General features: G+C 59.4%; 12 protein-coding genes. 6 read left to right on the forward strand and 6 right to left on the reverse strand.

The features are described from left to right. Window positions 1–76 precede the first annotated feature (76 nt). On the reverse strand, window positions 77–982 hold the full coding sequence (locus tag KDX39_RS15845; protein WP_231661005.1) for a LysR substrate-binding domain-containing protein: 906 nt from the start codon (window positions 980–982) through the stop codon (window positions 77–79). A gap of 490 nt (window positions 983–1,472) precedes the next feature. Between KDX39_RS15845 and KDX39_RS15850 the strand changes: the two genes are divergently transcribed. From KDX39_RS15850 to KDX39_RS15875, 6 genes are all read left to right on the forward strand, one after another. Next, window positions 1,473–2,609, forward strand: a complete 1,137-nt coding sequence (locus KDX39_RS15850) for an ABC transporter substrate-binding protein (protein WP_231661006.1) — start codon at window positions 1,473–1,475, stop codon at window positions 2,607–2,609. A gap of 172 nt (window positions 2,610–2,781) precedes the next feature. Next, window positions 2,782–3,696 carry an ABC transporter permease subunit gene (locus tag KDX39_RS15855; RefSeq protein WP_099229531.1) on the forward strand — a complete coding sequence of 305 codons (915 nt, stop codon included), beginning with the start codon at window positions 2,782–2,784 and terminating at the stop codon, window positions 3,694–3,696. 2 nt (window positions 3,697–3,698) lie between these two features. Beyond that, window positions 3,699–5,000, forward strand: coding sequence for a high-affinity branched-chain amino acid ABC transporter permease LivM (livM, locus tag KDX39_RS15860; RefSeq protein WP_231661007.1), 1,302 nt, complete (start codon window positions 3,699–3,701; stop codon window positions 4,998–5,000). Beyond that, window positions 4,997–5,872, forward strand: a complete 876-nt coding sequence (locus tag KDX39_RS15865) for an ABC transporter ATP-binding protein (RefSeq protein ID WP_099229533.1) — start codon at window positions 4,997–4,999, stop codon at window positions 5,870–5,872. The genes livM and KDX39_RS15865 overlap by 4 nt, the downstream gene beginning before the upstream one ends. Next, complete coding sequence (locus KDX39_RS15870) at window positions 5,869–6,585, forward strand: ABC transporter ATP-binding protein (RefSeq protein ID WP_004883620.1); 717 nt, start codon at window positions 5,869–5,871, stop codon at window positions 6,583–6,585. Before KDX39_RS15865 ends, KDX39_RS15870 begins: the two co-directional genes overlap by 4 nt. A gap of 755 nt (window positions 6,586–7,340) precedes the next feature. Then, window positions 7,341–8,105 carry an SDR family oxidoreductase gene (locus KDX39_RS15875; protein ID WP_231661008.1) on the forward strand — a complete coding sequence of 255 codons (765 nt, stop codon included), beginning with the start codon at window positions 7,341–7,343 and terminating at the stop codon, window positions 8,103–8,105. Here KDX39_RS15875 and KDX39_RS15880 read toward each other — a convergent pair whose 3' ends face one another. From KDX39_RS15880 to ureE, 5 genes are all read right to left on the reverse strand, one after another. Continuing rightward, on the reverse strand, window positions 8,106–9,320 hold the full coding sequence (locus KDX39_RS15880) for an AGE family epimerase/isomerase (RefSeq protein WP_231661009.1): 1,215 nt from the start codon (window positions 9,318–9,320) through the stop codon (window positions 8,106–8,108). A 234-nt stretch (window positions 9,321–9,554) separates the two neighbouring features. Next, entirely contained in the window at window positions 9,555–10,127 is a 573-nt protein-coding gene (locus KDX39_RS15885; protein ID WP_231661010.1) for a HupE/UreJ family protein, read from the reverse strand. Between the two features lie 22 nt (window positions 10,128–10,149). Continuing rightward, complete coding sequence (gene ureG / locus KDX39_RS15890) at window positions 10,150–10,767, reverse strand: urease accessory protein UreG (RefSeq protein WP_099229536.1); 618 nt, start codon at window positions 10,765–10,767, stop codon at window positions 10,150–10,152. 21 nt (window positions 10,768–10,788) lie between these two features. Next, a complete protein-coding gene (locus tag KDX39_RS15895) occupies window positions 10,789–11,463 on the reverse strand; it encodes an urease accessory protein UreF (protein WP_231661011.1) in 675 nt (224 codons plus the stop codon). Beyond that, on the reverse strand, window positions 11,460–11,960 hold the full coding sequence (gene ureE, locus KDX39_RS15900; protein ID WP_099229538.1) for an urease accessory protein UreE: 501 nt from the start codon (window positions 11,958–11,960) through the stop codon (window positions 11,460–11,462). The genes KDX39_RS15895 and ureE overlap by 4 nt, the downstream gene beginning before the upstream one ends. Window positions 11,961–12,153: the final 193 nt, after the last annotated feature.

Genomic DNA, 12,153 nt, shown 5'->3' on the forward strand with positions numbered 1-12,153 from the left:
AAAACAGGGGGGGCTCGCGACTTCCTGTCGTGTCGCCACGGAAAGCTCACGGCCTGCTGGGTGGGCATTGTCGCCCTTAACTGGCCGGTTGATCCAACTGTTCGAGCATCCATTGCAGGAAAACCCGTATTTTGGGCACGTCGGCGGTGTGCTCCGGATAGGACAGGTAATAGGCGCTGTTGGTGCTGGGCATTGCGAAATCCCATGCAATCACCAGCTTGCCCTCAGCCAGTTCTTCCTCCACCAGAAAGCGCGGCAGCAGCGCGACGCCGCAGCCGACCTGGGCTGCGCGGATGCACATGTAAAATGTTTCAAAGCGCGGGCCGTGGTAACTGTGATCGGTCTGATAGCCCTGACTTTCGAACCACTCATGCCAGGCCTGCGGGCGGAAAGCGTTCTGCAGCAGAACCAGATCGCTCAGTTGTCTTGGGTCGGTAAAGGGCGCATCGGGCAGGCTGTCGGGCGAGCAGACCGGGATCAATTCTTCACCGAACAGCTTCACACTTTCTGCGCCAGGTATTGCGGCCTGGCCGAAGTAGAACGACACGTCGCAGCGGCCTTTGATCAGATCGTCAGACTCCTGCTCGTTGAGCAGGTCCAGATGGATGTGCGGGTGACGCAGGCGCCAGCCTTTCAGGCGCGGCACCAGCCATCGTGCACCGAAAGTGGAGGGCGTGGAGACACGCAGCACCTCTGTTTCCCCGCCGTAGGAGCGCAGGAAGTGCGTGGACATCTCGACCTGATTGAGGATCTTGCGCACCTCTGCCAGATACAGCGAACCGGCCGGCGTCAGTTGCAGCCTGCGTCGCACACGCTGGAACAACAGGTGCTGGACCAGTTCCTCAAGCTGCGCCACCTGCTTGCTCACCGCGCTTTGGGTCAGGTTGAGCTCTTCGGCGGCGCGGGTGAAGCTCAAATGCCGGGTCACTGCCTCAAAACATTGCAGCGCTGCGATCGAGGGCAGATGACGTTTGTTGAGCATGAATGGGCTTCTCTCTGACAGGGTGTGTACATGAATAATCGGAATGATATCTCGCATAAAGGTCGTTTGTTGCCTGACGGCAGGCCGGTTATTACTACGCGGCCGGCAACATCGCAGGAGAGGGCTGTGATTTGCCAGAGTGCAGCTGATTGATGACTGCATTTTTCGCCAGATTCACTAGCCTCAAATGGTGCGTCTCGTAGCGTTTGCGCACCGGGCGTGTGCACTTCGGTGACGTACGTTGTTACAGGCGGGTTGCACGTCGGTCCATGTGCGGGTTGCTGTGGGTAAATGGCTTGGGTTGCTCTTTCATGTGGTGGGTTGCACCTTTCACGGTTCGAGCGGTTGCACGGCCTGTGGGCAATGAAATCAGGTCATTGAATGACAAGCCAAACGTGACATTTTCCGGAATAAAAAAGTGATGGCACGTCCCTTGCTCACAGCAATGGCGTAGTCGCAGTGCCAATTAAAAAAATCAGGAGCACCACTCATGTCGCATACGTTTTACAGGAAAGGTTTTCTGACAATTGCAGTCGCTGCTGCGTTGGGCGTGTCTTCGTTGGCGCAGGCTGACGTGAAAATCGGCGTGGCGGGGCCAATGACTGGCGCCAATGCCGCGTTTGGTGAGCAGTACATGAAGGGTGCGCAGGCCGCTGCCGACGCGATCAACGCTGCAGGCGGCGTGAATGGGGAAAAGATCGTTCTGGTCGCGGGTGACGATGCCTGTGAACCCAAGCAGGCCGTCGCTGTTGCCAATCGTCTTGTGGATCAGGACAAGATTGTGGGCGTTGTGGGCCATTTCTGCTCGTCTTCGACCATTCCGGCTTCCGAGATCTACAGTGATGCGGGCGTCATCGCCATCACCCCTGGTTCCACCAACCCGCAGGTTACCGAGCGTGGCCTGAAAGAGATGTTCCGCATGTGTGGTCGTGACGATCAGCAGGGCGTCGTGGCGGGTGATTACATCGTTGACGTCTTGAAAGGCAAGAAAATCGCCGTCATCCACGACAAGGACACCTATGGCCAGGGGCTGGCGGATGCCACACAGACCCAGCTTAAAAAGCGCGGCGTGACGCCGGTTCTGTATGAAGGTCTGACCCGTGGCGAAAAAGACTTCAGTGCCCTGGTCACCAAAATCCGTTCGACAGGTGCCGACGTTGTCTACTTTGGCGGCCTGCACCCTGAAGCGGGTCCTCTGGTTCGTCAACTGCGTGAACAAGGCCTGAAAGACATCAAGTTCATGTCCGATGACGGCGTCGTGACCGACGAATTGGTGACCACCGCAGGCGGCAAGCAATATGTCGATGGTGTCTACATGACTTTCGGCGCCGACCCGCGCATGCTGCCTGACAGCAAGGCCGTGGTCGAACAGTTCCGTAAAGGCGGCACCGAGCCTGAAGGCTACACCCTGTACGCGTACGCTTCGATTCAGGCACTGGCTGCCGGCTTCAATGGCGCCAAGGTCAACAAGGGCGACAAGGCGGCTGAATGGCTCAAGGCCCACCCGGTCAAGACCGTCATGGGCGAGAAGGCCTGGGACAGCAAGGGTGACCTGAAAGTCTCCGACTACGTGGTTTACCAGTGGGACAAGGACGGTAAATACCACCAGCTTGAAAAACAGAAATAAGCCGGACCCTCGCCAGCCGCACTCGCCCAGGGTGAGTGCCGGCTGACAGGTGGATGGGCTCGCCCATGAGCGGGCCTGCATGATTCTGTTGCTTTCGGACCTGTTCGTCGCGCCTCACAAGGGCTCGGCGTGCGGAATGCTGAGCTGCCTTTCAAGTGTGTGAGCGTGCGTGATGGACGGTATCTTCCTGCAGCAAATGATCAACGGACTGACACTCGGGTCGGTCTACGGTCTTATAGCCATCGGCTACACGATGGTTTACGGCATCATCGGCATGATCAACTTCGCTCACGGCGACGTGTACATGATTTCCGCCTACCTGGCTGCAATCGGCCTGGCGGTACTGTCTTTCTTCGGACTGGAATCCTTTCCATTCCTGATCCTGGGGACGCTGATCTTTACCATTGTGGTAACGGGCGTCTACGGTTTTGTCATCGAACGTGTGGCCTACAAGCCGCTGCGCAACTCGACCCGACTGGCGCCGCTGATCAGCGCGATCGGCATTTCGCTGATCCTGCAGAACTACGCGCAGATCAGTCAGGGTGCGCGGCAGCAGGGCGTCCCGACGCTGCTTGAAGGCGCCTGGCGCTTCGAGATCGGCACCGGCTTCGTACAGATCACCTACACCAAGATCTTCATCCTCATCGCCGCCTTCGTCGGCATGGGCGTGCTGACCTACATCATCAAATACACCAAGCTGGGCCGCATGTGTCGCGCCACTCAGCAGGACCGCAAGATGGCGTCGATCCTGGGGATCAACACCGACCGGGTCATTTCCTACGTGTTCATCATTGGCGCGGCCATGGCGGCACTGGCGGGTGTGCTGATCACCATGAACTACGGCACGTTCGACTTCTACGCAGGCTTCGTGATCGGCATCAAGGCATTTACTGCCGCCGTACTGGGCGGGATCGGCTCGCTGCCTGGCGCGATGCTCGGCGGTTTGATTCTGGGAGTTGCCGAGTCGCAGTTCGCCGGTCTGATCAATTCCGACTACAAAGACGTGTTCAGTTTCGGCCTGCTGGTGTTGATCCTGATCTTCCGTCCCCAAGGCCTGCTGGGTCGCCCACTCGTGGCGAAGGTATAAGTATGTCTGCTCCTATCGCTAAACCTGTTGATATCAATAAAAGCCTGATCGACGCCGTGATCGCGGGATTGCTGGCGCTGATCGTGTTCGGCCCTATCGTCGGCATCGTGCTCGATGGCTATAGCTTCAACTTGCAGCCGACCCGTGTGGCCTGGCTGGTGGCAATTGTCATGCTCGGGCGCTTTCTGATGAGTCTGTTTCTGCAGACGCCCAGAGGTGTTCGTATTTCCCAGAGTTTCGAGAGCTCGGGGTCGGGTGTGCATGTGCTCAAGCCCGATCACAAGTCGAGCCTGTACTGGATCATTCCGGTGCTGATCGTGATCGCCATCGTGTTCCCGATCTTCGCCAACAAGTACCTCCTGACCGTGGTCATTCTGGGGCTGATCTATGTGCTGCTGGGGCTGGGCCTGAACATCGTGGTTGGTCTGGCCGGGTTGCTCGATCTGGGTTACGTGGCGTTCTATGCCATCGGCGCCTACGGTCTTGCGCTGGGCTATCAGTACCTCGGGCTGGGATTCTGGTCGGCGCTGCCGCTGGCGGCCATTGCGGCGGCGCTGGCTGGCTGCATCCTGGGCTTTCCGGTGCTGCGCATGCATGGCGACTATCTGGCCATCGTGACGCTCGGCTTCGGGGAGATCATTCGTCTGGTGCTTAACAACTGGCTGTCGTTCACTGGCGGCCCGAACGGTGTGCCGGTGCCGTCGCCCACGTTTTTCGGTCTGGAATTCGGGCGGCGTGCAAGGGATGGCGGGGTTCCGATCCATGAGTATTTCGGCTTCGATTACAATCCGGACCTCAAATTCCTGTTCATCTACACCGTGCTGTTCCTCGTGGTGCTGGCCGTACTGTTCGTCAAGCATCGCCTGACCCGCATGCCGATCGGTCGTGCGTGGGAAGCGCTGCGAGAGGACGAAATCGCCTGTCGCTCGATGGGTCTCAATCATGTGCTGGTCAAGCTCTCGGCGTTCACCATCGGTGCATCGACAGCGGGTCTTGCAGGTGTGTTCTTCGCCAGCTATCAGGGCTTCGTCAATCCGACCTCATTCACCTTTTTCGAATCGGCGCTGATTCTGGCCATCGTCGTGCTCGGCGGCATGGGGTCGACAGTGGGTGTGGTGATTGCAGCCTTCGTGCTGACCGTTGCGCCCGAGCTGCTGCGCAGCTTCTCTGAGTACCGCGTGCTGCTTTTCGGGGTTCTGATGGTGTTGATGATGATCTGGCGACCTCGCGGCCTGATCCGTATCAGCCGCACCGGTGTGGTTCCGCGCAAGGGTGCGCTGGTCAAGGGAGGGGCCACGCAATGAGCAATGAAGTGATTCTTTCCGTCGAGCACCTGATGATGCATTTCGGCGGCATCAAGGCCCTCAGCGACGTGAGCCTCAAGGTGCGCCGCAATTCGATCTTCGCCCTGATCGGCCCCAACGGCGCGGGCAAGACCACCGTGTTCAACTGCCTGACCGGTTTCTACAAGGCCACAGGCGGCCGTATCGAACTGCATACCCGCGACAGGACCACCAACGTCATCAAGTTGCTGGGCGAGCCGTTCAAGGGCAGCGACTTCGTGTCGCCGAAAAGCTTCCTGAGCCGCGTGTACTACAAGATGTTCGGCGGCACTCACCTGGTCAACCGCGCAGGTCTGGCACGGACTTTCCAGAACATTCGCCTGTTCAAGGAAATGTCGGTGGTCGAAAACCTGCTGGTCGCCCAGCACATGTGGGTCAATCGCAGCCTGATCAGCGGTATCCTCAACACCCGTGGCTACCGCAAGGCCGAGGAAGACGCGCTCAACACTGCGTTTTACTGGCTGGAAGTCGTGGATCTGGTGGATTGCGCCAATCGCCTGGCCGGTGAGCTGTCCTACGGGCAGCAACGCCGCCTGGAAATCGCCAGGGCCATGTGCACGCGTCCGCAGGTGATCTGCCTTGATGAACCCGCCGCAGGCCTTAACCCGCAGGAAACCGAAGCCCTGAGCGGCATGATCCGCCTGCTGCGCGATGAGCATGACATGACCGTTGTGCTCATCGAGCACGACATGGGCATGGTGATGGGTATTTCCGATGACATTGTGGTGCTGGACCACGGCAACGTGATTGCTGCCGGCGGACCGGAGCAGATCCGCAACGATCCGAAAGTGATCGCTGCGTATCTGGGCGCTGATGAAGAGGAGTTGGTATGAGCAAGCCGATCCTCGAACTGAAAGAGATCGATGTGTTTTACGGCCCGATCCAGGCCCTCAAGAAGGTATCGCTGCACATCGACGAAGGCGAGACGGTCAGCCTGATCGGCTCCAATGGCGCGGGCAAGTCGACGCTGCTGATGTCGATCTTCGGTCAGCCGCGTGCGGCCAGCGGGCAGATCATCTATCAGGGCACCGACATCACCCAGAAGTCGTCGCACTACATTGCCTCCAACGGCATTGCACAGTCTCCGGAAGGACGGCGAGTGTTTCCCGACATGTCGGTCGAGGAAAACCTGATGATGGGCACCATCCCGATTGGCGACAAACACTCGGCTGAAGACATGCAGCGCATGTTCGACCTGTTTCCGCGCCTCAAGGAGCGTCGTAACCAGCGCGCCATGACCATGTCCGGTGGCGAGCAGCAGATGCTGGCCATTGCCCGTGCATTGATGAGCCGTCCAAAACTGCTGTTGCTCGACGAGCCGAGCCTGGGGCTGGCGCCGATCATCGTGAAGCAGATATTCGCCACCCTGCGTGAGCTGGCGGCGACCGGCATGACCATCTTTCTGGTCGAGCAGAACGCCAACCACGCCCTCAAACTGTCCGATCGCGCTTACGTGATGGTCAACGGCGAGATCCGCCTGTCCGGCACCGGCCAGGAATTGCTGGTCAATGAGGAGGTCAGGAACGCTTATCTGGGCGGGCACTGACGGTTTGGCAACCTGTGCTGTTTCAACCGTGCGCCCCGGGTGGTTTTCACCCGGGGCGTCGTTTTTCAGAATTGTGGAAAACAATTTTGACGGACCTTCGAACTGCGACATAAAACCGCTGCAAACGGTTGTTTTGTCACGCTTTCGACTTGTTCAGGTTTACTGTGGATCCGACTGTTAATAACTTGGGAGTATTTAGCTGCAAGCCTTTATGCGTAAGGGTTACAGCGAGGTGTTCAAAATTCGTACAGTAGGTTTTCAGCGTTCGTTCCGGGCGTTTGTCAACTGTCTAGGGGCTGTTTGTTCATACAGGTTATTGGCCTGTTCAACCTGTGGATAACTCTGTGGGCAAGCATTGGAAAGAGTGGGGTAGGCGGCATGGGCGCTGGGCTGTAGGCCATCATGCATTCACAGAACTGTCATCCTTCATCTGCCCTGCGGATCAAAGTCAAGGAGAAAACTTTGCACGCATCGCTACAGGCCACGGTCTGCGGGTGATTCAGCGATTCAGAGTTGCCCCCCGATTTTGTGGGTCTGACTGTGGATAACGTGGGCAAAACTGGCTGCAGGCCTTACCGTGTATGGCTTTGCTTGGGTTGTATGTTTTTTGTACAGCTCGCTGGCTGCATGCTGTGATTTATCCCCAGGCTTGATCCAGAGCGTTCGTGAAAGGCATGCTTTCTTTTTTCGCTTTACTTATTAACAGGCTGCGCCGCTTTATCGAGCAACAGGCTGCGCCATGTCAGGAGAACGAGATGACTTCAACCGTATTTATTACAGGCGCTACTTCCGGGTTTGGCGAGGCATGCGCGCGTCGTTTCGCTGAAGCCGGCTGGTCGCTGGTGCTGACCGGCCGCCGTAAGGACCGTCTGGACGCGCTGAGCGCCGAGTTGTCGAAGCAGACCAGGGTTCATACGGTGGTACTGGACGTGCGTGATCGTGCGGCCATGGAAAGCGCCATTGCCGAACTGCCGGAAGAGTTCGCCACGATTCAGGGCCTGATCAACAACGCAGGCCTGGCGCTGGGCATCGATCCGGCACCCAAGTGCGATCTGGACGATTGGGACACCATGATCGACACCAACGTCAAAGGTCTGGTCTACACCACACGCCTGCTGCTGCCGCGCCTGATCGCTCACGGGCGCGGTGCCAGCATCGTCAATCTGGGCTCGGTCGCTGGCAACTATCCGTATCCGGGCGGCAACGTGTACGGCGGCACCAAGGCGTTCGTCGGGCAGTTCTCGCTCAACCTGCGCAACGACCTGATCGGCACTGGCGTGCGCGTGACCAACCTGGAGCCTGGATTGTGCGAAAGCGAGTTCTCGCTGGTACGTTTCGGTGGTGATCAGGCCAAGTACGATGCGACCTACGCCGGTGCAGAGCCGATCCAGCCGCAGGACATTGCCGATACGATCTTCTGGATCATGAACACACCGGCTCACGTCAACATCAACAGCCTGGAACTGATGCCGGTCAGCCAGACCTGGGCAGGCTTTGCGATCGACCGTAATCGCGGCTGATCAGTCTTTATCGGGCGTGGGCGGCGGGAAAGCCGTAACAAAGCGGTTCTCCAGATAGTCCGCCAGCCCGATGTAGCAGGTAGCCAGATGGTAGGGCGTGGTCGACGGCATGTCGCTGCGACTTACGGTGCCATCGGTATCGACGCACTCGTTCCAGCCGCTCGCATGCAGGAAGCGTCGCTCGAAGTCGAGTAATTGCTGGCTCAGTGCTGACTCGCATTCCGGCCGCAACGCCATCGCTCGCAGGTATTCAGCCTGCGCCCAGATCCGCTGGGTGCTGTCCTGCACCGTGCCATCCAGCGTCAAGGTCGCCGTAACAGCCCCGTTCTGCGAATCCACGCCTTGTGCCTGCGCATGGTCGAACGCGCGGGTCATGGAGTGATGCAGCGGCCTGCCGTGCATCTCGGGTGACGATTCCAGCAGGAAGAACCACTCGAACTGGTGGCCAGGCTCATACCAGTTATCCACAGCGCCCAGCGGCTTCTCCAGCATCACGCCCGTGGTTTTATCCACAAAGCGCTGCTGCATGCCGACGGCCAGCGCGTCCATCGCCGCCTGTGTCATCGGGTCGGCGCGTACGGACAGTGTCGCCAGAAAGGCTTCTGCCAGGTGCATCAACGGGTTCTGCAACGGGCCGGTGCCGAGCGTGGACCAGTCTTCATCCAGTTGCGCTTCGTACAAGCCTTTGCCGTCGGCAAAGCGCTCGGCAACGACATTGAGCGCTGCGTTGAGCACCGATTCTGCGAGCGGGTCCTTCGACTTCGCCCAGTAGTGAGCGCAGGCAAAGATAATAAAAGCGTGGGTGTAGAGATCCTTGCGTCGATCCAGCGGTTTGCCCTGTGGATCGATGCTGTAGAACCAGCCGCCATGCTCGCCATCGTGGAAGTGCTGCTGCAGCGAACGAAACAGTGCTCCGGCGCGCACGGCGGCTTCCGGTGTCTCGGGGTGATCGATCAGGCTGGAAAACAGAAACAGCTGCCGTGCACAGGCCATCGCTCGATAGCGCTTGGGTGGCAGCGGTTGGTGGTGTGCGTCGAGCGCTTCATAGGGCAGTGCCAGTTGTGCATTCCAGCCAGGGCCTTGCCAGAGCGGCACGATCACCTTCAGAAAGTGCGCCTGCAGGGCGGCGAAGACCGAGGTCATGTCAGGCGTGGGGGCAGAGCTGGAAGCATGGGGCATCGGCTGTCGTCGCGGCTGAATCGAGATGCGCGACATGTTAGCAGGATTGCCGGGCAAGTCTCGATGAGCCTTTGATCGCCCGATACATCGCGCTCATGGTTATCCACAAGTGTTTCCGGGTAAACGCAAAGCGTGTGGGAGGCGGCTTGCCGGCGATGCGTTTTTCAGTTGGCCCATCACTGCCAGGCCTGACGCTATCGTCGGCAAGCCGCCTCACTGTTCGATGATCCTGAAACAGCGCGATCTCACAGCCGCTTACGGAATGTATGTTCAGCCTGCCAGCAGCCAGACACCTGTTGCGGCAGACGCGGCACCGGCCAGGCGCACCAGCGGTGCTGCGGCTTGCGGCAGTACGCGTACAACCGCGTAGCCAGCGGCATGCAGCGCTGCGGTGGCGGCAACGAAACCGGCAGCGTAGGCCCATGGGCTGGACATTTCCGGCAGCTCAAGGCCATGTGCCACGCCGTGGAACAGTGCAAACATCGCGGTCGCGGCAACGGCCAGAGCCAATGGTGGACGAATGACAAGTGCGACCGCCAGACCCAGCGCCAATACCGATGCCGCAATACCGCTTTCCAGCGCAGGCAGGTTCAAACCTTCGAAACCGAGCACTCCGCCGATCAGCATGGTGCCTACGAAGGTGCAGGGCAGAGCCCAGCGCGCGGAACCTTGTTGCTGCGCGGCCCACAGACCGACAGCGAGCATCGCCAGAAAGTGATCAAGACCGCCAATCGGGTGACTGATACCGGCGATCAGGCCGTTGTCGCCATGGCCGGGATGCGCCAGTGCCAAGGTCGGGACCAGCAGCAGGGCGAGGGCGCCGAGGACTTTTTTGTAGTTCATCGAGGGTTTCCTTTTCGTGGGATCAGGCGGCCGCGTTCAGCAGGCCCTGGCGTTCAATGAAGGCAATGATCTGTTCCAGACCCTGGCCGGTTTTCTGGTTGCTGAAGACGAACGGTTTTTCACCGCGCATCCGGCGTGTGTCGCTGTCCATCATCTCCAGCGAGGCGCCTACCAGCGGCGCGAGGTCGATCTTGTTGATGACCAGCAGATCGGATTTGCAGATGCCCGGACCGCCCTTGCGTGGCAGCTTGTCGCCCGCGGAAACGTCAATCACGTAAAGGGTCAGGTCGGACAGCTCCGGGCTGAAGGTGGCGGACAGGTTGTCGCCACCGGATTCGACGATGATCAAATCCAGCCCTTCGAAGCGGCGGTTGAGCTGGTCAACGGCTTCCAGATTGATCGAAGCGTCCTCACGAATCGCGGTGTGCGGACAGCCGCCGGTTTCCACGCCGATGATGCGCTCGGGCGCCAGCGCTTCATTACGCACCAGAAAGTCTGCGTCTTCGCGGGTATAGATATCGTTGGTCACGACCGCCAGGTTATAGCGATCACGCAATGCCAGGCACAGCGCCAGAGTCAGGGCCGTCTTGCCGGAGCCGACCGGGCCACCAATGCCGACACGCAGGGGTTGGCTGTTCATTGAGTTCTCCAGAGGTACTTGTCAGGACCGGAATAACCGGCTGTATTGACGTTCGTGGGCCATGCTCGCCAGTGACAGGCCGAAGGCCGCACTGCCGCAATGATGGATGTCTTGTTCAGTGGCGTTGGCCTGCGCCTGCTGCAACAGCGGCAACAGCTCACTGGTCAGACGCTGTGCAGCCTGCTGGCCCAGCGGCAGTGTCTTCATCAGCACCGCCAACTGATTTTCCAGCCAGCTCCAGAGCCAGGCGGCCAGCGCATCCTGCGGGCTGATCTGCCAGGCGCGGGCGGCCAGCGCCCAGCCGAGTGCCAGGTGCGGCTCACAGGTCTGTTCCAGAAAGCGCCGGGCGTCACGGTCCAGCTCCGGCAGCCCGTTAAGCAGCTGTTGCAGGGAATAACCCATCTGCCGGCTTTCCAGATGCAGCTCGCGGGTTTCCCGGCTGGCGCGATGTTGCTCACTGAGTTGCAGCAACTGCCCCCAGTCTTCGTCGGCTGCCGCCTGACAGTGCGCCAGCAGCAGCGGTGCTTCGAAACGTGCGAGGTTGAGCAGCAACTGATCGCCGATCCAGCGGGCAGCTGTCTGCGGATTGGTCACGATGGACTGTTCAACCGCCATCTCCAGCCCTTGCGAATAGCTGTAGCCGCCAATCGGCAACTGCGGACTGGCCAGACGCAAAAGCGCCCAGGCGCTGTTCACGTGCGCACGCCGAACTGGTGCATGCGCGGTGGATAATTGAAATCCTCTTCGCCGGCGCGTGAGTGATGGTGTCCGCCGCCATAGGCACCATGCTCCGGCTGGAACGGCGCTTCGATGGTTTCGGTGGTGGCCCCCAGTTGATCGAGCATGGCCTTGAGTACGTAATCGTCGAGCAGCCGCAGCCAGCCGTCGCCCACTTGCAGGGCCACGTGGCGATTGCCCAAGTGATACGCCGCGCGGGTCAGCTCGAAGGTGCTGCTGCAGGTCACGTGCATCAGTTTTTCGGGACGGGCGCAGACGCGCACGATGCGACCGTCTTCGGCCTGAAGAAACTCGCCATCGCGCAGAGGAGGTTGTCCGCGTTGCAGGAACAGCCCGACATCTTCATTTTCTGCACTGAAGCAGCGCAGACGGCTCTTGCTGCGCGCCTCGAAATTCAAATGAAGTTCGGCGGCCCATTCGGCCTGAGGTTCGATTCGGTTGTGAATCACCAGCATCAGATAGCTTCCAGCCAATTGCGATGCCTCAAAGCAGAGCAAGGGGCTTGCCAACAGTGCAGTGCGTGGGAAAAGGCTGACGGAATAGACTTGTCGATTGCAGGCGGTGTGCTTTTTTGGTGCGCTACGCTATGGATGCCTCAATATGGGGCGATTTCGAGGGGCGCAAATCTGACGGTATGTGTTGCAGCGC

This window comes from Pseudomonas sp. CDFA 610 (genome assembly GCF_021147865.1).
Classification (GTDB): domain Bacteria; phylum Pseudomonadota; class Gammaproteobacteria; order Pseudomonadales; family Pseudomonadaceae; genus Aquipseudomonas; species Aquipseudomonas alliivorans.